General features: G+C 45.3%; 14 protein-coding genes and 2 tRNA genes. 15 read left to right on the top strand and 1 reads right to left on the bottom strand.

The genetic code is table 11. The annotated features are described in order from the left end of the window. Nucleotides 1-69: 69 nt before the first annotated feature. From IV64_RS05340 to rpoC, 8 genes are all read left to right on the top strand, one after another. Nucleotides 70-143, top strand: a tRNA-Pro gene (locus IV64_RS05340). 53 nt (nucleotides 144-196) lie between these two features. Next, nucleotides 197-270: transfer RNA gene (locus IV64_RS05335), tRNA-Pro, on the top strand. 238 nt (nucleotides 271-508) lie between these two features. Beyond that, the gene (locus IV64_RS05330) at nucleotides 509-2,305 is read left to right on the top strand and encodes a UvrD-helicase domain-containing protein (protein ID WP_057706108.1); all 1,797 of its coding nucleotides are present in this window, start codon (nucleotides 509-511) and stop codon (nucleotides 2,303-2,305) included. A 231-nt stretch (nucleotides 2,306-2,536) separates the two neighbouring features. Next, complete coding sequence (locus IV64_RS05325) at nucleotides 2,537-3,004, top strand: CtsR family transcriptional regulator (protein ID WP_057706107.1); 468 nt, start codon at nucleotides 2,537-2,539, stop codon at nucleotides 3,002-3,004. Between the two features lie 18 nt (nucleotides 3,005-3,022). Further along, on the top strand, nucleotides 3,023-5,527 hold the full coding sequence (locus tag IV64_RS05320) for an ATP-dependent Clp protease ATP-binding subunit (RefSeq protein ID WP_057706106.1): 2,505 nt from the start codon (nucleotides 3,023-3,025) through the stop codon (nucleotides 5,525-5,527). 323 nt (nucleotides 5,528-5,850) lie between these two features. Further along, the gene (locus IV64_RS05315; RefSeq protein WP_057706105.1) at nucleotides 5,851-6,450 is read left to right on the top strand and encodes a TetR/AcrR family transcriptional regulator; all 600 of its coding nucleotides are present in this window, start codon (nucleotides 5,851-5,853) and stop codon (nucleotides 6,448-6,450) included. Nucleotides 6,451-6,698: 248 nt separating this feature from the next. Beyond that, nucleotides 6,699-10,313: a DNA-directed RNA polymerase subunit beta gene (gene rpoB / locus IV64_RS05310; RefSeq protein ID WP_057706104.1), complete on the top strand. Its 3,615-nt coding sequence runs from the start codon at nucleotides 6,699-6,701 to the stop codon at nucleotides 10,311-10,313. A gap of 17 nt (nucleotides 10,314-10,330) precedes the next feature. Then, entirely contained in the window at nucleotides 10,331-13,972 is a 3,642-nt protein-coding gene (gene rpoC / locus IV64_RS05305; RefSeq protein ID WP_057706103.1) for a DNA-directed RNA polymerase subunit beta', read from the top strand. 489 nt (nucleotides 13,973-14,461) lie between these two features. Here rpoC and IV64_RS14105 read toward each other — a convergent pair whose 3' ends face one another. Continuing rightward, on the bottom strand, nucleotides 14,462-15,145 hold the full coding sequence (locus IV64_RS14105) for a prepilin peptidase (RefSeq protein ID WP_083491580.1): 684 nt from the start codon (nucleotides 15,143-15,145) through the stop codon (nucleotides 14,462-14,464). Between the two features lie 324 nt (nucleotides 15,146-15,469). Here IV64_RS14105 and rpsL point away from each other — a divergent pair, with 324 nt between their 5' ends. From rpsL to rplW, 7 genes are all read left to right on the top strand, one after another. Continuing rightward, nucleotides 15,470-15,883: a 30S ribosomal protein S12 gene (rpsL, locus tag IV64_RS05300; protein ID WP_057706102.1), complete on the top strand. Its 414-nt coding sequence runs from the start codon at nucleotides 15,470-15,472 to the stop codon at nucleotides 15,881-15,883. Between the two features lie 16 nt (nucleotides 15,884-15,899). Next, nucleotides 15,900-16,370, top strand: a complete 471-nt coding sequence (gene rpsG, locus IV64_RS05295; RefSeq protein ID WP_057706101.1) for a 30S ribosomal protein S7 — start codon at nucleotides 15,900-15,902, stop codon at nucleotides 16,368-16,370. A gap of 168 nt (nucleotides 16,371-16,538) precedes the next feature. Further along, entirely contained in the window at nucleotides 16,539-18,635 is a 2,097-nt protein-coding gene (gene fusA, locus IV64_RS05290; RefSeq protein ID WP_057706100.1) for an elongation factor G, read from the top strand. 931 nt (nucleotides 18,636-19,566) lie between these two features. Then, nucleotides 19,567-19,875, top strand: coding sequence for a 30S ribosomal protein S10 (rpsJ, locus tag IV64_RS05285; protein WP_003638059.1), 309 nt, complete (start codon nucleotides 19,567-19,569; stop codon nucleotides 19,873-19,875). Between the two features lie 37 nt (nucleotides 19,876-19,912). After that, on the top strand, nucleotides 19,913-20,542 hold the full coding sequence (gene rplC, locus IV64_RS05280; protein WP_057706099.1) for a 50S ribosomal protein L3: 630 nt from the start codon (nucleotides 19,913-19,915) through the stop codon (nucleotides 20,540-20,542). Nucleotides 20,543-20,560: 18 nt separating this feature from the next. Then, entirely contained in the window at nucleotides 20,561-21,184 is a 624-nt protein-coding gene (rplD, locus tag IV64_RS05275) for a 50S ribosomal protein L4 (protein WP_057706098.1), read from the top strand. Then, nucleotides 21,184-21,480 (top strand): 50S ribosomal protein L23, encoded by a 297-nt coding sequence (gene rplW / locus IV64_RS05270; protein WP_057706097.1) that lies wholly within the window; start codon nucleotides 21,184-21,186, stop codon nucleotides 21,478-21,480. Before rplD ends, rplW begins: the two co-directional genes overlap by 1 nt. Nucleotides 21,481-21,495 lie beyond the last annotated feature (15 nt).

The following is a 21,495-nucleotide window of genomic DNA, read 5'->3' as shown; positions in this document are numbered from 1 at the left end:
ATAGAGTGTCTGACTACGAATCAGAAGGTTGTAGGTTCGACTCCTACTGGGTGCATCGTTACATAGTATCGGGAAATAGCTCAGCTTGGTAGAGCACCTGGTTTGGGACCAGGGGGTCGCAGGTTCGAATCCTGTTTTCCCGATCGAAATTCACAGTCTTAGTTTTTTAACTAGGGCTTTTTATTTAATCTTTTAACGGGAAGTAGCTCAGCTTGGTAGAGCACTACGTTCGGGACGTAGGGGTCGCAGGTTCAAATCCTGTTTTCCCGATTACGACTAAACCAATTAACTCGGTCAATTCGTTGATTGAGTTTTTTTGTGCGCTCAAATGGATGATATACAATAGTACAAAATGACCTGATTGCGAGCCACGTTGACGTGCCCGCAATCAGGTCATTTGATATGTATTGCTTTATCCCCACTACTATTATACCATGGTCGTCACCCTAAAAAACAGACTATTAATTTTAACCAAAGCGTGTAAACTAGGTCGTCGGAGGTGTTGCTGATGACGACGGAACAAGCACATTTACAGGGATTGTATCATCAACTGACGACTGACATTACTGCCTTAACGGCCCAACTAGCTGCCTTAACGACGGAGGCTCGGACGGTTCAACAACAGTTGAGTACGGATGGACATTTGGATTTAGGGTCTTATACGGAGACCTTGGATTCTTTTGCCAGTATCGAGACTAATAGCCGCCAAATCGACACGTTGAATGCCCGCTATCACACGGCCGAGGTTCGGCTAGAACATGCCCGACTTTTATTACCGCAGGCCTATTTTGCTAAACTCGACCTTGATTACGGCGATAGTGTGCCAGAAGCGTTTTACTTGGGGAAAGTCGGTTACGTGGACGAACACGGAACTGATTTGGTCTACAATTGGCGTGCCCCGGTTGCCGACACTTATTACGCTAATCGGACGGGAGCAACGAGTTATCAAGCCAACGGTCGCACCATTCCGGTTACTGTTTTAAACCGACAGCAGTTTATTATCGATTACGACCAGTTACACCAGGTGATTGAGACGCAAACGGCCATTGGTGATCCGTTGTTATTGGCCGTTTTGGCGACTGATCGCAGCGGTGGCTTGCAAGAAATTACCGCCACGATTCAGCAATCACAAAACGCCATCATTCGTGAAGCACAGCACCGCGTTTTACTCGTTGACGGGGTTGCGGGGAGCGGTAAAACGTCCGTCTTACTACAACGTGTGGCCTATCAGCTTTACCGTCATCGGCAGGATTGGACCCCAGCGGATATTTTGATTTTAACGCCGAATACGGCCTTTAGTCGCTATATCCGCGGGGTGTTACCGGCCTTGGGCGAAGCGGAGCCGCTCACGGCCACTTATTTAAAATTAATGCAGGCCGTTGGGAAACGGTTTGGCTTGACCATTACGTCATTAGCTGGTAACCATTTACCGCAATTGGCTAAATTGTTGGCGCGACCATCGCAAGTGACGCCAGCCGGATTGAATCCAACGGCCTATGCGCAAACGGCGTCGACGGACAGCCTGAACAAGCGGTTGCAAGCAGCTTGGCGCTGGCTACAGGCCACCCGACAACTGCCCGCGGACGTTGCAACTTGGTTAGACTGGGATCAATTAGCCAAACAGTGGCAGTTGTCCGGTTTAACGGCCTATGATCGGCTTTACCTACTGATTTGCATCACTAATTATCAACAAACGACGACCAAGGGATTGTTCATTGATGAGGCCCAAGACTATGATCCCGACGTGTGGCTGATGCTAACCAAATTATTCTCAGCTGCCCAAGTGACAATCGTTGGGGACCACCGTCAGCGTTTGATCGGCCAGGCACCTGATATTGCGGCCTTTTTTGACGCGTCAGTAACTTTAACACTCAATACCAGTTACCGGGCGACCGGTGCCATTACGCAGTTCTTCGCGCAATTTGCGGGTGATTGGACCGACTTACAAGCGGTACAATCAATCGGCAAGACACCACGGACCTTGCCGTTAGCTGATTTAGAAAATGTTTTGGCCACCTTACTCCCAACGATGAGTCAAAGTATCGGCTTGATTGCGCCAACCATGTCCGGGGCTGAGAAGCTGGCGCGGCAGTTTCCAACGGCACAGCTACTAACGCCCGAAGCACCCAAAACGGTTCAACCTGGTTTGAACATTTTGCCGTTAGCCGTTGCCAAAGGACTAGAGTTTGATCATGCCATTATTTATGATTGGCACGCGACGTTTTACAGTGAGCCACAAGTGGGACAGAATCGCCGGTATGTCGCCGCTTCCCGGGGCACCAAAACGTTGACGTTATTAACGTAACACTAATTCTAATAGCGACGAAAAACAGATTAACATGACTTGACCATTTTTTTCGGATAAAACGCTGCTAAACCAGTCCAAACAATTGAAAGTAGGTAGTGAGCGTGCTATGCTGAAACAACCGTAGAGACCGCGGTAGTATGCGCTTTAAGTGAAATTCTTTGCTTTTTTCGATTATCCTCGTATAATAATAGTCAATATTAGTCAAAGATAACGAAAAGGGTGAAGCACATGCAAAGTCAAAATATCTCCGACATTATTGAGAAGTATTTAAAAAGTATTTTGGCGGACGCAGAGCACGTTGAAATCCGGCGTTCAGAAATTGCCGACCTTTTTAATGTGGTACCTTCCCAGATTAACTACGTCATTAAGACCCGGTTTACGATTCAAAACGGTTACTTAGTTGAAAGTAAACGCGGTGGCGGTGGCTACATTCGGATTGAAAAGGTTAATTTGTTGGATGATGCCGATGTTTTGGACACCCTCATTCAAGTGATTGGTGATTCAATAACACAACGGGATGCCTATGCGGTCGTGCAAAGCTTATATGAAGACAACGTGTTAAATCGCAGGGAAGCTCAGTTAATACTGGTTGCCACGGATCGCAATACCTTAGCGGTTGACGATCATGACTTGGAAAACAGTCTGCGAGCGCGTATTATCATTGGAATTTTAAATCATCTGCGTTACGAAAGTTAAAGAAAGCGAGGAATCGCAATGGATAACCTATTTACCCCAAGTGCCAAGAGTGTCCTAGTTTTAGCCCAAGAACAGGCGAAGTATTTCAAACATCAGGCCGTTGGCACGGAACATTTATTGTTGGCTTTAGCCATTGAGAAGAATGGGATTGCTAATAAGGTTTTACAACAGTACGCCGTGAGTGAAGACGATATTCGAGAAGAAATCGAACGCTTCACGGGTTACGGCACTTTAAGCAATGTCGGCAAGGATACCTATTTGCCATACTCACCCAAGGCCAAAGAAATTTTGTCGGTCGCTGGTGATGAAGCCAAACGTTTAGGTGCCAATAAGATTGGGACGGAACATTTGCTGCTGGCCATGTTATCCGATGAAAGCATCCTGTCCTCGCGAATCTTAATGAATTTGAACTTAGATTTAGCGCAAACGCGTAAGGTCGTTTTACGTAAGCTCGGCGTTAGTGACGCCATGGGCAAACGTAAGGGCAACGCGCAAGTGCGTGGTGGTAAAAAGGCTGAAGGAACCCCAACTTTGGATTCCTTAGCCCGCGACCTCACACAACTAGCTAGTGAAAAGGAAATGGATCCCGTTGTTGGCCGCTCTAAAGAAGTCAAACGGGTCATTCAGATCCTATCACGGCGGACGAAAAATAACCCGGTTCTGATTGGTGAACCAGGGGTTGGTAAAACGGCGATTGCTGAGGGCTTAGCCCAAAAGATCGTGGCTGGGGATGTGCCTAGTGACATGGCGGACAAGCGCCTAATGATGCTCGATATGGGGTCATTAGTGGCTGGGACCAAGTATCGTGGTGAATTCGAAGATCGTTTGAAGAAAGTGATCGATGAAATTTACAACGATGGTCACGTCATCCTATTTATTGATGAATTACACACGTTGATTGGTGCTGGTGGTGCTGAAGGGGCGATTGATGCTTCTAACATCTTGAAGCCAGCGTTAGCCCGTGGCGAACTTCAAACCATTGGGGCTACAACGTTAAACGAATACCAAAAGTACATTGAATCAGACGCCGCCTTAGAACGGCGGTTTGCGACGGTCATGGTCAACGAACCTAGTGAAGATGAAGCCGTAGAAATTTTACAAGGCTTACGTCCTCGTTATGAAGACCATCATCACGTTAATATCACTGATGAAGCAGTGGACCAAGCGGTGAAGTTATCTAGCCGTTACATCAGCGACCGCTTCTTACCAGATAAGGCCATTGATTTAATGGATGAAGCGTCTGCTAAAGTTCGAATCGACCAAATGGACAAGCCAAACAAACTGACTAAGAATCAGGATAAATTGACTAAACTGCGGGCAGAAAAAGAAGCTGCGATTGAATCGCAAGACTTCGAAAAAGCGGCTGATATCCGTAAACAGGAAATGCAGTTGAAGACCAGGGTTGACAAGATCGAAGCTAACCGTGAAGAAGAAGCTGCTAATGGGGATGGCCCTCGTTACAGCTTGAACGTCACGGGCGAAGATATTGCCCAGGTCGTTGCTGAATGGACTGGCGTGCCGTTGACACAGTTGCAAAAATCTGAAAGTGAACGCTTAGTTAACTTGGAAAAGATTTTGCATGAACGGGTCGTTGGTCAACCGGAAGCCGTTTCTGCGGTTGCACGGGCAATTCGTCGGGCACGGAGTGGGTTGAAAGATCCAAGCCGGCCAATTGGTTCCTTTATGTTCTTAGGACCAACCGGGGTTGGGAAGACTGAACTTGCTAAGGCCTTAGCCGCTGCAATGTTTGGGTCGGAAGACAACATGATTCGGATTGATATGTCTGAATACATGGAACGTTACTCAACGAGCCGCCTGATTGGTTCAGCGCCAGGTTACGTGGGTTACGACGAAGGTGGTCAATTAACTGAAAAGGTTCGTCAAAAGCCTTACTCAGTCGTACTCTTTGATGAAGTTGAAAAGGCCCATCCAGACGTCTTTAACATCTTGTTACAAGTATTGGATGATGGTTACTTGACCGATTCTAAGGGTCGTAAAGTTGACTTCCGTAACACCATTTTAATTATGACGTCGAACTTAGGGGCAACGACCTTACGGGACGAAAAGTCCGTTGGGTTTGGGGCCACTGACCGGGCTAACGACTACAATGCCGTAGCCGCTACGATTCGGGCAACCTTAAAACAGACGTTCCGTCCAGAGTTCTTGAACCGGATCGATGAAACCATCGTGTTCCATTCATTGAACAAGGAACAACTCCACGAAATCGTGAAGTTGATGTCTAAGGAAATCGTCGACCGGGTCGCACAACAAGATATCCACTTGAAGATCACGCCAGCGGCCATTGATGTTGTCGCTAAAGCCGGGTTTGATCCAGAATACGGGGCACGGCCAATTCGCCGGGCACTACAAACTGAGATTGAAGACCGCTTGAGTGAAGAACTCTTAGCTGGTGATGTGAAAGCGACTGACGTTGTGACCGTTGGTGCCTCAAAGGGTGCCATTACCATCAACGTTAAGAATCAGCCTAAAGCGGATGGCCGTTCAACGGTTTCTGCAAAATAATAATGATTAAATAGAGTGCGACAAAAGGCGATTAGTTTGTGAGCATTAACGTGAAATCAGCGGTTATTCCTGGACTTGGAATGGTCGCTGATTTCGGGTTAAGCGGAGCAAACTGCCCTTTAGCACACGTTTCGACCATAATAATAGGAAAAGTCATTCAGAAGTATCGAATATTTCTGAATGACTTTTTGAGTCTTGTCCCGGATTGCGCTATTTGAGCCAGTTTCAAAGCGTTCAATGAGACTTACTTTGTTTATAGCGGCTGATTGGTGTAAATTATAATAGATAAAAGAAAGTCGAAATACGGGAAAGAAGATGATGGAATGGTGACGCGCGCAGAACAGTTGGCAAAAACCCACCAAGCAATTTTGGATACGTCACGGGAGCTGTTTTTAAAAAACGGCTACGCGGCCACGAGTACGCGGGATATTGCCAACGCAATTGGGATTACGCAGCCCGCTTTATATCATCATTTCAAAGATAAAGAAGTGATTTTTCTCGCGGTAATCAATACGGTTGGCGCGGAGATCAAAAGTGGAATTGAAGCGATCTTAAAAAATCGTGAGTCGCCACTTGATCAATTGACGGACGTCTCGATGTTACTGACGCATAAACATCCAGCGGACGTCTTTACGTTGATTCATACGAGCTTCAAGGCGCTGTCACGTGAGCATATTCGGGAATTAGCGGGGGTCTTTGCTACCGACTATGCCCGCCCGATTCAAGCTGTCTTTGAACAGCCCGGTATGCAGCTGCGTGCTGATGTGACGCCGCAGATGGCCGCTAACTTTTATTTAACGAGTTTAAGCCCGTTATTTAACAGCTTTCACCGCATTGGGGACCCCAATGCTGATGAACGAACCCGGGTGCAGACACTGTTGAAGATGATTCTTTACGGTGTCGCACAATCCCCGGTAGATTAACTTGAAAATACGGTTCGCTAGCTTGACAATGCTGCCAGTGAGCGGTATATTATAACTTGTCTGTAACCGTGAACTCGAACAACAGCGCAATCTATTGTCTGCGCGGTTCGTTAATAATATTCCAAAAATAGTTAACTTAAATGGCTATTTTTGGTTTTTTTATGCTCAAAATTCGATTAAAACTGCATTTGTAACACAAATGTAATATTTAATTGGGTGGCGACCGGGTTCCGGAATAATAAGAAGGGGTGAACAACTTGGCCGGACATTTAGTAAAATACGGTAAACACCGTACCCGTAGAAGTTATGCGCGTATCAAAGAAGTTCTTGATTTGCCTAACTTGATCGAAATCCAGACCGATTCATATCAATGGTTCTTGGATGAAGGTCTCCGGGAAATGTTTGAAGATATTATGCCAATCGACGATTTCGCAGGGAAACTTTCACTTGAATTTGTCGACTATCAACTATTAGAACCAAAGTACACCGTCGAAGAAGCTCGTGAACATGATGCCAACTACTCGGCACCATTGCATGTTACCTTACGTTTGACTAACCATGAAACTGGTGAAATCAAATCGCAAGACGTATTCTTCGGTGATTTTCCATTAATGACTGAACAAGGGACGTTCATTATTAACGGTGCCGAACGGGTCATTGTTTCACAATTGGTTCGTTCACCCGGCGTTTACTTCAATGAAGAATTAGATAAAAACGGCCGTCCAAGCTACGGTACCACCGTTATTCCTAACCGTGGGGCTTGGCTTGAATTAGAAACCGATGCTAAAAACATTGCGTACGTTCGGATTGACCGGACTCGGAAGATTCCTTTAACGGAATTAGTTCGGGCCTTAGGTTTCGGTTCTGACGACGATATCATCGATATGTTGGGTGAAACTGACAGCTTGATGAACACGTTGGAAAAAGACGTGCACAAGAACACCGACGATTCCCGTGTCGAAGAATCCTTAAAGGATATCTACGAACGGCTACGTCCTGGTGAACCAAAGACCGCTGACAGTTCACGGAGTTTGTTAACTGCACGCTTCTTTGATCCAAAGCGTTATGACTTTGCACCAGTTGGTCGTTACAAGGTTAACAAGAAGTTAAGTATGAAGACCCGTTTAACTGGTCTGACCTTAGCTGAAACCTTAGCCGATCCTGACACTGGTGAAGTTATTGCACAAAAGGGCGACGTCATCGACAAGAACGTCATGGCTAAGTTAGCACCATACTTGGAACGTGATGATTTCAAGACGATTACTTACACGCCTTCTGATGAATCAGTTGTAACCAACCCAATGGTCTTACAAGTGGTTAAAGTTTATTCACAAAATGACCCTGAAAAGGTGCTCAATGTGATTGGTAATGCCAACATTGATTTGAAGTTCAAGCACATTGTGCCTGCTGATATCATTGCTTCCATTAACTACTTCTTTAACTTACAAGAAGGTCTTGGAACGACTGATGATATTGATCACTTGGGTAACCGTCGGATTCGTTCTGTCGGTGAACTCTTGCAAAACCAATTCCGGATCGGGTTATCCCGGATGGAACGGGTTGTGCGTGAACGGATGTCCATTCAAGACGCTGCGACGGTAACGCCACAACAATTGATCAACATTCGTCCAGTGGTTGCCTCAATCAAAGAATTCTTTGGTTCATCACAATTGTCACAATTCATGGATCAAACCAACCCATTAGGTGAATTAACGCATAAGCGTCGTTTATCAGCCTTAGGACCTGGTGGTTTGACTCGTGATCGTGCCGGATATGAAGTTCGTGATGTGCACTATACCCACTACGGTCGGATGTGCCCAATCGAAACTCCTGAAGGCCCTAACATTGGTTTGATTAACAGTTTGGCTTCTTACGCCAAGGTTAACCGTTATGGGTTCATCGAAACGCCTTACCGTCGTGTCGATTGGACAACTCATAAGGTTACCGACAAGATCGATTACTTGGCAGCCGACGAAGAAGACCAATTTGTTATTGCGCAAGCGAACTCACCATTAAACGATGATGGTTCATTCGTTGATGACACTGTTTTGGCCCGTGAAAAGGAAGAAAACTTGGAAACGTCAATCGAAAATGTCGATTACATGGACGTTTCACCTAAACAAGTGGTTGCCGTCGCTACGGCATGTATTCCTTTCTTGGAAAACGATGACTCTAACCGTGCCTTAATGGGTGCCAACATGCAACGGCAAGCTGTTCCGCTGGTTGATCCACACGCGCCTTTAATCGGGACTGGGATCGAATATAAAGCGGCGCATGACTCTGGGATCGCTTTGATCTGTCGTCATGACGGGACTGTTGAATACGTTGACGCACGTGAAGTACGTGTTCGGCGTGACGATGGTTCATTAGACACTTACAAATTAATGAAGTTCCGCCGTTCAAACGGTGGTAAGAACTACAACCAACGGCCAATCGTTAAAGTCGGCGATCACGTTGACAATGACGAAGTCTTAGCCGATGGGCCAGCCATGGAAGGCGGGGAATTAGCCTTAGGTCAAAACCCATTAGTTGCCTTCATGACTTGGAATGGTTACAACTTCGAAGATGCCATCATCATTAACGAACGTTTAGTTCGCGAAGATGTTTATACTTCAATTCATATTGAAGAATATGAATCAGAAGCACGGGATACGAAGCTTGGACCTGAAGAAATGACTCGCGAAATCCCTAACGTTGGGGAAGATGCTTTGAAGAACTTGGACGAAGACGGGATTATCCGGATCGGTGCCGAAGTTAAAGATGGCGACATTTTAGTTGGTAAGGTAACGCCTAAAGGGGTTACGGAATTATCAGCTGAAGAACGTTTATTACACGCAATCTTTGGTGAAAAGGCCCGTGAAGTCCGTGATACCTCACTTCGGGTTCCTCATGGTGGCGGCGGAATTATCCAGGATGTTAAGATCTTCACGCGTGAAAACGGTGATGAACTTTCTCCTGGTGTTAACATGATGGTTCGGGTCTACATCGCGCAAAAACGTAAGATCCAAGTTGGTGACAAGATGGCCGGACGGCATGGTAACAAAGGGACCGTTTCAATCGTGGTTCCTCAAGAAGACATGCCTTACATGCCAGATGGTACGCCAATCGATATCATGTTGAGTCCCATGGGTGTGCCTTCACGTATGAACATTGGACAAGTTTTGGAATTGCATTTGGGGATGGCCGCACGTAAGCTCGGTATCCACATGGCAACCCCCGTCTTTGATGGGGCCCGCGATTCCGATATTTGGAAAGCTGTTCGTGAAGCCGGTGTCGACGAAGACGGTAAGTCAATCGTCTACGATGGTCGGACCGGTGAACCTTTCGACAAGCGAATTGCCGTTGGGGTCATGCACTATATGAAACTTAGTCACATGGTCGATGATAAGATCCATGCTCGTTCTATTGGACCTTACTCATTAGTTACGCAACAACCACTTGGTGGGAAAGCGCAATTTGGTGGGCAACGGTTTGGTGAAATGGAAGTTTGGGCACTTGAAGCGTACGGGGCAGCCTACACCCTTCAAGAAATCTTGACTTACAAGTCCGATGACGTGGTTGGTCGTGTTAAGACCTATGAAGCCATCGTTAAGGGCGAACCAATTCCTAAGCCAGGTGTGCCGGAATCATTCCGCGTGCTGGTTAAAGAATTACAAGCATTAGGCCTTGATATGAAGGTTCTAGATGCTGAAGATAAAGAAATTGAATTGCGTGACATGGACGATGACGACGATGAAGTCGTTAACGTGGATGCCCTAAGCAAATTCCAACAAGAACAACAACAAAAGGCCGCTGATAAGTCAGCTAAGACTGACAGTACAACGACTGAAGCGACAACGAACGCGCACCAGGATAATCAATAAAAAGGGAGGTCGGTCCTTTGATCGATGTCAACAAGTTTGAAAGCATGCAGATCGGTCTGGCATCACCAGACAAGATCCGCAGCTGGTCATATGGCGAAGTCAAAAAGCCGGAAACCATTAACTACCGGACATTGAAACCTGAAAAAGACGGTCTGTTTGACGAACGGATTTTCGGTCCTACTAAGGATTGGGAATGTGCTTGTGGTAAATACAAACGGATTCGTTATAAGGGTATCGTCTGTGACCGGTGTGGGGTCGAAGTAACCCGTTCTAAAGTTCGTCGTGAACGGATGGGTCATATCGAACTCGCCGCACCAGTGACACACATCTGGTACTTTAAGGGTATCCCTAGCCGGATGGGCTTAGTGTTAGACATGAGCCCCCGTGCACTTGAAGAAATCATTTACTTCGCTTCATACGTCGTTATCGAATCTGGTAATACGCCACTTGAAAAGAAGCAATTGCTTTCAGAACGTGAATACCGTGAAAAGAAAGCCCAATACGGCAATGAATTTGATGCTGAAATGGGTGCTGAAGCCATCAAGCGCTTATTAAATAACGTGGATCTTGAAAAAGAAGCGCGTGATTTGAAGGAAGCCTTGAAGGAAGCTTCAGGTCAAAAACGGACGCGAGCCGTTCGTCGGCTTGATATCGTTGAAGCTTTCATTACGTCTGGTAATGAACCAGCTTGGATGGTAATGGATGCTATCCCGGTTATCCCACCGGATCTTCGGCCAATGGTTCAATTGGAAGGTGGCCGTTTCGCCACTTCTGACTTGAACGATTTGTACCGTCGGGTAATCAACCGTAACAACCGTTTGAAGCGTTTATTGGACTTAAATGCCCCTGGTATTATTGTTCAAAACGAAAAGCGGATGCTCCAAGAAGCCGTTGATGCCTTGATCGATAACGGTCGGCGTGGCCGTCCCGTTGCCGGTCCTGGTAACCGTCCATTGAAGTCTCTTTCACACATGTTGAAAGGGAAGCAAGGTCGGTTCCGTCAAAACTTACTTGGTAAGCGGGTTGACTATTCTGGTCGTTCCGTTATCGACGTTGGTCCTTTCTTGAAGATGAACCAAATGGGTCTTCCTCGTCAAATGGCGTTGGAATTATTCAAGCCGTTCATTATGAAAGAATTGGTTAAACGTGAATTAGCTTCTAACATTAAGAACGCTAAGCGTAAGATCGAACGGGCAGACGATGATGTTTGGGGCGTCTTAGAAGACGTCATCAAGGAACATCCCGTTCTGTTGAACCGGGCCCCTACGCTTCACCGTTTAGGGATTCAAGCGTTTGAACCTGTCTTGGTTAGTGGTAAAGCGATGCGGTTACATCCATTGGCTTGTGAAGCTTACAACGCCGATTTCGATGGGGACCAAATGGCCATTCACTTGCCTTTATCAGATGAGGCGCAAGCTGAAGCACGGCTATTAATGTTAGCTGCCCACCATATTTTGGCGCCTAAGGACGGGAAACCCGTTGTTACGCCATCTCAAGATATGGTTATCGGTAACTACTACTTGACGACTGAAGAAGTTGGTCGTGAAGGCGAAGGGATGATCTTTAAAGACTTGAACGAAGCTCAAAAAGCTTACCAAGCTGGTTACGTGCACATGCACACCCGGATTGGTCTTCAAGCCTCATCAATGCCTGAAAAGCCATTTACTGACGAACAAAAATCAGAAATCTTGGTAACGACGGTTGGTAAGGCAATCTTTAACAACATTTTGCCTAACAAGTTCCCTTACTTGAACGAACCAACCAACGATAACTTGATTGATGGGACTCCGGATCGGTACTTCTTGAAGCCTGGTGAAGATATTCATCAATTCTTAGATGGACAAGAACTTTTGATGCCATTTAAGAAGGGCTTCTTGGCTGATATTATCGCCGAAGTTTACAAACAATATCACGTGACGGCAACGTCACTCTTGCTTGACCGCATGAAGGACTTAGGTTACAACATTTCAACTAAGTCTGGTTTGACGGTTGGGGTTGCCGATATTACCGACTTAAAAGAAAAGCCAGCAATCATCGACGCTGCCCATAAGCAAGTTAACACGATTTCAAAACAGTTCCGTCGTGGTTTAATTACCGATGACGAACGTTATGAACGGGTCATTGGTGTCTGGAACGACGCTAAGGACCAAATTCAACAAAAACTGGTTGAAAGTTTCAGTCCAGATAACCCTATCTTCATGATGAGTGATTCTGGTGCCCGTGGTAACATCTCAAACTTTACTCAATTAGCTGGTATGCGTGGTTTGATGGCCGCCCCTAACGGGAAGATCATGGAATTGCCTATCTTGTCTAACTTCCGTGAAGGTTTGTCTGTCTTGGAAATGTTTATTTCTACCCATGGGGCCCGTAAAGGTATGACCGATACGGCCTTGAAGACTGCCAACTCAGGTTACTTGACTCGTCGTTTGGTCGACGTTGCCCAAGATGTTATCGTGCGTGAAAAGGATTGTGGGACTGACCGTGGTTTACGGATCAGTGCCATCATGGATGGCAACGAAGTCATCGAACCATTGTACGACCGGATTTTAGGTCGTTACACGATGAAGACGGTCTTCGATCCTGAAACTCATGATGAAATCGTTGGTAACAACGTTATGATCGACGAAGAATTAGCCCAAAAGATCGTTGATGCTGGTGTGACTGAAGTAACGATTCGTTCAGCCTTTACTTGCAACACGAAACATGGGGTTTGTGAACACTGTTACGGCCGTAACATGGCTACTGGTGACGAAGTTGAAGTCGGCGAAGCCGTTGGTACGGTTGCCGCTCAATCAATCGGTGAACCCGGTACTCAACTTACCATGCGGACTTTCCATACTGGTGGTGTTGCCGGAGACGATATTACCCAAGGGTTACCACGTGTGCAAGAAATTGTTGAATCACGTAATCCTAAAGGTCGTGCCGAAATTACCGAAGTTACTGGGACAGTTCAATCGATCGAAGAAAACCCAGCTGAACGGACGAAGGAAGTTACGGTTAAGGGTGAAACTGATACCCGGACTTATACTTTACCGTTGACAGCACGGATGGCGGTTAGTGAAGGCGACTTTATTCACCGTGGTGCTGCCTTGAACGTTGGGTCAATCGATCCTAAGCAATTGATTCAAGTACGCGACGTCTTATCAACTGAAAACTACTTGCTCCGTGAAGTCCAACGGGTTTACCGGATGCAAGGGGTTGAAATTGGCGATAAGCACGTTGAAATCATGATTCGTCAGATGTTACGTAAAGTTCGGGTCATGGATCCGGGCGATACCGACGTCTTGCCAGGGACCTTAATGGATATTGCGGACTTCAAGGACGAAAACTACAAGACCTTGATTGCCGGCGGTATTCCTGCAACGTCTCGTCCAGTTATCTTGGGGATTACTAAGGCTGCCCTTGAAACGAACAGTTTCTTATCAGCGGCTTCATTCCAAGAAACGACACGGGTCTTAACCGATGCTGCTATCCGTGGTAAGAACGATCCACTGATCGGTCTTAAGGAAAATGTTATCATTGGTAAGATTATTCCTGCCGGGACTGGTATGCCGATTTATCGTCATATCAAGCCTAAGGAAGTTGGCAACGTTGCTGATGGGGTTTACTCAATCAGTGATCTTGAAAAACAAATGCAAGAACAAGACACGAGCAAGTAATTGTGACGTCTTAAACCAAAAAGGGCGACCAGCGATGGTCGTCCTTTTTGAATACATAATTAAAGGTTGAAAGTCCTAAAGTCACCTATCATTAATACCGTGCTCCGGCGGACAGAATTGGGTGCTATGGGGGACGGCCCCAGCCATGATGCGGTCTGGGGCCTCGCTTCAAAGCCGATAAACCACGTCTTTGAGGCGCCCCACAATATCGGCTAAGAACCACCGGCCAATATTGCCGACACAGCACACCAACTCTGTCCGCCTCCGCTAAGTATATTTTGCATGTTGTTATTGTCCAGGCTAATTTAGTGCATAAGAAGGGGTTGGCGTTGATAACATCGGTCGCGGAGGTGTGTTAGATTGGTAAGCTTTTTTGGACTAAACCATGAACGGTCAGGGATAGTTGCGTGTTTTGCAATTGCTCCAGACTTGAATCGGTCCCACGACCGCAAGTTATCGGCGTGATCGGACTGGATTCTGATTGTATTATCATGACAGTAACTGCGTATAAAAAATAAATCCCCATGTGATGAACGGGACAAAGGGGAGGCGACCAGGGTGCCGCCGACACGTAAAGATTACTAGTGCCGCGACCGCTGCCAAAGTTAGACTAGTGATGACAGCAGTCGGTGGGGCAAGACACGCAAGTAGGATGAGGACGTCAACGTCGCCCATGCCGAATTTATCCGTGTAACGTGCCAAGCAGAAGAGGACAATGAGCAGCCCAATCAAGATCAGTAACGGTACGCTCATGATTGGTCGATGATGGAGCAAGCCTAAGATGCCAGGGAGTACTAGGGTATAAGGGTAGACGGCAAAGTTCAGCTGATCGGTGATACTGTTGAAGAGTAGGACCCCGTAGCCTAGCAGCAGTGGGGCGCTGGTCCAGAAATCATGCGGATAAGTTACGACGAGTAACCCACCACAAAGAAGCTCTAAGTAAGTTGAGCGGAGATTGATCGCGTGTTGGCAGTCAAAGCAACGCCCGCGTTGGAGTAAAACGCCTAGTAGTGGAATGAGTTGCCAAGGACGTAATCGGTGGTAACAATGGGGACAAAATGACCGGTTGGTGTCGGGAACAGGCGCTACGCTGCAAGTCCGTTCCGCCATACAAGTAATAAAAGAGCCGATACAGGTACCCAAAATAAAGAGAATACTATATAATAGAAGCATTGTTGTTTTCACCCCTGTCTAATTAGTAATTACGCAAGCGTGGACCCCGTCCGTGCGGTTAAGCTGATTGCTTGCAAACAGGCACGGTGGGTGTGAAAATCGACAGATAACTTACATTTTGAGTTGACAGCGTCGGCATCTCCGTGTTACCTTAGTAAAGGTGCTTTTTGCAGACAGATTCCTGTATCAGGAATACAGACATGCTGACTGGTCGGCTTATCGCACAAGCGCCATCGTCTCGGTGTCATTTTTTTATTTAAAAAAGAACCACCTGGATGTGTGGACTTAAACTCAGACAATTTTGGAAGGAGGACACTTTAGAATATGCCTACAATTAACCAATTAATTCGTAAAGGTCGTAAAACTAAAGTATCAAAATCAAATGCCCCAGCTTTAAACTTTGGGTATAACAGTTACAAGAAGGTTGCAACTAAGAACCCAGCACCACAAAAACGTGGGGTTGCTACTCGTGTCGGTACCATGACTCCTAAGAAGCCTAACTCAGCTTTACGGAAATACGCACGTGTACGTTTATCAAACTTAATCGAAGTTACAGCTTACATTCCTGGTATTGGTCATAACCTCCAAGAACATAGTGTTGTTTTAATTCGTGGTGGTCGTGTTAAGGATTTACCTGGTGTACGTTACCATGTTATCCGTGGTACTCTTGATACTGCTGGTGTCGAAGATCGTCGCCAAAGCCGTTCCAAGTACGGTACCAAAAAGCCAAAGAAATAATAAGGAGGTAAGTTAAATGCCAAGAAAAGGTGCACCAGCAAAGCGCGAAGTTTTGCCAGATCCAATGTATAATTCTAAGTTAGTAACGCGTTTAATTAACCACTTAATGTTAGATGGTAAACGTGGTACTGCATCAACCATCTTATACGATGCGTTTGATCAAATTAAAGAACAAACTGGTAACGAACCTTTAGATGTCTTCGAAGAAGCTATGAAGAACGTTATGCCAGTACTTGAAGTTAAGGCCCGCCGTGTTGGTGGTTCTAACTACCAAGTTCCAATCGAAGTTCGCCCAGACCGTAAAACGACCTTAGGCCTTCGTTGGATTACCCAATATGCTCGCTCACGTGGCGAACATACAATGTCCGACCGGTTAGCTCGTGAAATCATGGATGCTGCTAACAATACCGGTGCTTCCGTTAAGAAACGTGAAGATACTCACCGTATGGCAGAAGCCAACCGTGCCTTTGCACATTATCGTTGGTAATATTTCTGTGATTTGGTTAAAGCTCGCCTTTAACTAAAACGCAACAACAAGGTGGCTATTATATGTGAGCATATAGTAGTCATTTTTTGAAAAAAGTTTTATGCTTACCTATAAAATTAGGTTTTATTGTTAATTCTATTTAATATTGAGAGGAGTAACACATTTCTTATGGCTAACACACGAGAATTTTCACTCGATAAGACTCGTAACATTGGTATCATGGCCCATATTGATGCTGGTAAGACGACCACTACCGAACGTATCTTGTACTATACTGGTAAAATCCACAAAATTGGTGAAACCCATGATGGTGCTTCACAAATGGACTGGATGGCCCAAGAACAAGAACGTGGGATTACCATTACCTCTGCTGCAACGACTGCACAGTGGAAAAACCATCGGATTAACATCATCGATACCCCAGGACACGTTGACTTCACTGTTGAAGTTGAACGTTCACTTCGGGTTTTAGATGGTGCGATCGCCGTATTGGATGCCCAAGCTGGTGTTGAACCTCAAACTGAAACGGTTTGGCGTCAAGCCTCAACGTATAACGTTCCTCGGGTCGTTTTCGTTAACAAGATGGACAAAATCGGTGCGGACTTCAAGTACTCTGTAAGCACGATCCATGATCGTTTACAAGCTAACGCCCACGCTATCCAATTACCAATTGGTGCCGAAGATCATTTCGAAGGGGTCATTGACTTAATCGAAATGAAAGCTGATCTTTATGATGAAGATGAACTTGGTACGGAATGGGATACTGTTGACGTTCCTGACGAATACAAAGAAGAAGCCCAAGCTGCACGTGATGACTTGATCGAAGCCTTAGCTGACATCGATGATGGCATCATGGAAAAGTACCTTGGTGGTGAAGAGATTTCTAAAGAAGAAATCAAAGCTGCTATCCGTAAAGGTACTTTGGCACTTGAATTCTTCCCAGTTCTTGCTGGTTCAGCTTTCAAGAACAAGGGTATTCAAATGTTAATGGACGCGACCGTGGATTACTTACCATCACCACTTGATGTTAAGCCATACAAGGCCACTGATCCTGAAACTGATCAAGAAGTTGACTTAATTGCCGGTGATGACAAGCCATTTGCTGCCTTAGCATTTAAGGTTGCTACCGACCCATTCGTTGGTCGTTTGACTTTCATCCGGGTTTACCAAGGGACTTTGGAATCTGGTTCATACGTCTTAAACGCAACTAAGGACAAGCGTGAACGTGTTGGTCGTTTGCTTCAAATGCATTCTAACCAACGTAAAGAAATCCCAGAAGTATTCTCTGGTGATATCGCCGCTGCCATTGGGTTGAAGAACACCACTACTGGTGACTCATTGACTTCGATTGACCATCCATATCATTTGGAATCAATGGAATTCCCTGACCCAGTTATCCAGGTTGCCGTTGAACCTAAGACTAAGGCTGACCAAGACAAGATGAACGTTGCCTTACAAAAGCTTTCTGAAGAAGATCCTACTTTCAAGGCTGAAACTAACCCTGAAACTGGTGAAACTTTAATCGCTGGGATGGGTGAACTTCATTTGGACATCATCGTTGACCGGATGCGTCGTGAATTCAACGTTGAAGCAACTGTTGGTGCACCTCAAGTTTCATACCGTGAAACCTTCACCAAGGCCACTAAGGTCCAAGGTAAGTTCGTTCACCAATCTGGTGGTAAAGGTCAATATGGGGATGTTTGGGTTGAATTTACACCTAACGAAGAAGGTAAAGGCTTCGAATTCGAAGATGCCATCGTCGGTGGGGTTGTTCCTCGCGAATACATTCCTTCAGTTGAACAAGGTTTGAAGGAATCAATGGCCAACGGTGTCTTAGCTGGTTATCCTTTAGTTGACGTTAAGGCTAAATTATATGATGGTTCTTACCATGATGTCGATTCTAGTGAAGCAGCCTTCAAGATTGCCGCTTCATTAGCCTTACGGAATGCTGCTAAGTCAGCTGGTCCTGTTATCCTTGAACCTATCATGAAGGTTGATATCGTTGCCCCAGAAGATTACTTAGGTGATGTTATGGGTCACGTTACTGCTCGTCGTGGTACTATCGATGGGATGGAAGAACGTGGGAACGCACAAGAAGTTCACGCATTCGTTCCTTTGGCTGAAATGTTTGGTTATGCTACGACCTTACGTTCATCAACCCAAGGCCGTGGGACCTTCACAATGACATTTGATCATTACGAAAAGGTACCAAAGTCTGTTCAAGAAGACATTATCAAGAAAAATGGCGGTACTCCTGCCGAATAAGCTTGATTAAAAAAGTCGTTGATCCTCGTGCTCAGCGGCTTTTTTGTACATATAAGTGCTTTGCCAGATCCGTCCGATATAGCATCTTAGTGCGAACGAATTTAAGGCATGAGTAATCTATTGATAGGATAACCTGTGTTTTAGTCATTAATAATGCATAGTTATTCGTTTCTATGCTGAAGAGGCACTCAAATCACGCGTATATGACGTGACTAGGATGGATATTTAGCTTGAAAATGTATATTTTCTACAAAGTGCATATCAGGTGTGGTCTGAAATGCCGATTTTAGGGCGTTTTAGCAATGTGTTGACTGCATACGGTGAATTAACCACTATTAGAGGTGGACGCTAGTACGTGGACTGTGAGCCGTTGTCCAGATGGCATTAATAAATGATAGAAGAAAAGCCGAGTGCCTGCTGTGAGTAGCTCGTCATGGCATGAACTGATTAAAAAATATGTGCAACGACTTGCAATCAAATCCAAACGCGAGTATCATGCTTAATGTTGTCGTGCCGTAAAACTGATTAGTAATTGATCCAATTGGCTATTGAGAGTCACAGTAGATCAATCATTCAATGACGAGTACCAAGAAATGTGATGCGAAAAGCTAAATCTGAAAATAAAGGCTAAAAGGTCTACTATTTTCATCAGATTTATGTTACATTTATTGATGCTGGTTCAAAAAAGGTAACACGGTTTACAACGATGGTTTGAAAAAAGTGCGAAAGCACTTGCTATTACAAAGCTTTTCATTTATTATAGATTGTGCTTGGTATTTAGAAGGGGATAACTGTATCCCCCAGCATCAAGTAGTCGTAGTTAGCTTTGATGTGAAAGGTTGCGACACGCCCGGCCACATTGTCATGGGGCGCGGCGGTAATTTTCACGGAGCTAGTCTTATTTTCAAAATAGACGAAGGAGGTCACAACAATGGCAAAGCAAAAAATTCGTATCCGTTTAAAGGCATACGAACACCGTATTCTTGATCAGTCAGCTGACAAGATTGTCGAAACGGCAAAGAGAACTGGTGCTACTATTTCAGGTCCAATTCCTTTACCAACTGAACGGACTATTTATACCGTTCTACGTTCACCACATAAGTTTAAAGACTCACGTGAACAATTCGAAATGCGGACTCACAAGCGTTTAATCGATATCGTTAACCCAACGCCTAAGACAGTCGACTCATTAATGAAGTTAGACTTGCCTAGCGGTGTAGATATTGAAATCAAGCTTTAATTTTTAAAAATAATATCAATTAATTGGAGGTGTACTCATGACCACTAAAGGAATCTTAGGGAAAAAGGTAGGAATGACGCAAGTCTTCACTGAAAACGGGGAATTAGTCCCAGTTACAGTTGTTGAAGTTCAACCTAACGTTGTGTTGCAAGTTAAGACTGTTGAAAACGACGGTTACGAAGCAATTCAATTAGGTGTTGACGACAAACGTGAAGTTTTGACGAACAAACCTGCTCAAGGTCATGCAGCAAAAGCAAAAACGACTCCTAAGCGCTTCATTCGTGAAATTCGTAATGTTGAGCTTGGAGATTACACAGTAGGTGACGAAGTCAAGGCTGATATTTTCGCAGCCGGTGACGCTGTCGATGTTACGGGTATCACTAAAGGTCATGGTTACCAAGGTAATATCCATAAAGACGGTCAAAGTCGCGGTCCTATGTCTCATGGGTCTCGTTACCACCGTCGTCCAGGTTCATTGGGTGCCATTATTAACCGGGTATTCAAGGGTAAGAAATTACCAGGCCGGATGGGTAATCATCAACGGACGATGCAAAACTTACAAATTGTTCGTGCCGACGTTGAAAACAACGTATTGTTAATCAAAGGGAATGTCCCTGGCGTAAACAAATCATTTGTAACGATTAAAACATCTGTAAAGAGTAAATAAGGAAGGAGGACATAATACATGACTAGCGTAGCATTATATAAACAAGACGGTACGCAGAATGGTGACGTTACTTTGAATGACGCCGTGTTTGGTGTTGAACCAAACGAAAACGTTGTTTTTGACGCCATCTTGATGCAACGTGCATCTTTGCGTCAAGGAACTCACGCAGTTAAGAACCGTAGTGCTCGTCGCGGTGGTGGTCGTAAACCATGGCGTCAAAAGGGTACTGGTCGTGCGCGTCAAGGTTCTATCCGTTCGCCACAATGGCGTAAAGGTGGGATCGTCTTCGGACCAACTCCACGCTCATACAGCTACAAATTACCTAAGAAGGTTATGCGCTTAGCTTTGAAGTCTGTCCTTTCACAAAAGGTCTTAGACAACAGCTTAGTTGCAGTTGAAACTTTAGCTTTCGACGCACCAAAGACTAAGGAATTCGCTAACGTATTAAGTAACCTCAACTTAGACACCAAGACTCTTGTTTTGGTTGAAGAGGACAATGAAAAGGCTGCTTTGGCAGGTCGGAACTTACCAAATGTTAAGATCCTAAAAGCCAAAGGTGTTAACGTCTTAGATGTCGCTAATAGTGACAAATTAGTCGTTACTCAAAAAGCCCTCGATCAATTAGGGGAGGCGCTCGCATAATGGAAGCACGCGATGTAATTCTACGTCCTGTAGTTACTGAATCATCAATGGCTGACTTGGACGACAAGCGCTACACATTTGATGTCAACGTACAGGCGACAAAAACACAAGTTAAAAAAGCTATCGAAGAAATCTTCGATGTTAAGGTTGTTAAAGTTAACGTAATGAACGTTAAAGGCAAGCTTAAGCGTCAAGGTCGTTACGCCGGCTACACTAAGAAGCGTCGTAAGGCCATTGTTACCTTAAGTTCTGATTCTAACGAAATTAAGTTGTTCAACGACGACAACCAAAAATAATTCTAATTTAGGAGG

Source organism: Lactiplantibacillus xiangfangensis (assembly GCF_001438845.1).
GTDB classification, from domain to species: domain Bacteria; phylum Bacillota; class Bacilli; order Lactobacillales; family Lactobacillaceae; genus Lactiplantibacillus; species Lactiplantibacillus xiangfangensis.
This window is presented reverse-complemented; position numbering and strand designations above follow the sequence as displayed.

Bases quoted from the DNA above. Each gene is read 5' to 3' on its own strand.
- rpsL (WP_057706102.1), top strand. From the start codon at position 15,470: ATGCCTACAATTAACCAATTAATTCGTAAAGGTCGTAAAACTAAAGTA.
- IV64_RS05320 (WP_057706106.1), top strand. From the start codon at position 3,023: ATGGATAACCTATTTACCCCAAGTGCCAAGAGTGTCCTAGTTTTAGCC.
- rplC (WP_057706099.1), top strand. From the start codon at position 19,913: ATGACCACTAAAGGAATCTTAGGGAAAAAGGTAGGAATGACGCAAGTC.
- IV64_RS14105 (WP_083491580.1), bottom strand. From the start codon at position 15,145: ATGCTTCTATTATATAGTATTCTCTTTATTTTGGGTACCTGTATCGGC.
- rpsG (WP_057706101.1), top strand. From the start codon at position 15,900: ATGCCAAGAAAAGGTGCACCAGCAAAGCGCGAAGTTTTGCCAGATCCA.
- rpsJ (WP_003638059.1), top strand. From the start codon at position 19,567: ATGGCAAAGCAAAAAATTCGTATCCGTTTAAAGGCATACGAACACCGT.
- fusA (WP_057706100.1), top strand. From the start codon at position 16,539: ATGGCTAACACACGAGAATTTTCACTCGATAAGACTCGTAACATTGGT.
- rplW (WP_057706097.1), top strand. From the start codon at position 21,184: ATGGAAGCACGCGATGTAATTCTACGTCCTGTAGTTACTGAATCATCA.
- IV64_RS05315 (WP_057706105.1), top strand. From the start codon at position 5,851: ATGGTGACGCGCGCAGAACAGTTGGCAAAAACCCACCAAGCAATTTTG.
- IV64_RS05325 (WP_057706107.1), top strand. From the start codon at position 2,537: ATGCAAAGTCAAAATATCTCCGACATTATTGAGAAGTATTTAAAAAGT.
- IV64_RS05330 (WP_057706108.1), top strand. From the start codon at position 509: ATGACGACGGAACAAGCACATTTACAGGGATTGTATCATCAACTGACG.
- rplD (WP_057706098.1), top strand. From the start codon at position 20,561: ATGACTAGCGTAGCATTATATAAACAAGACGGTACGCAGAATGGTGAC.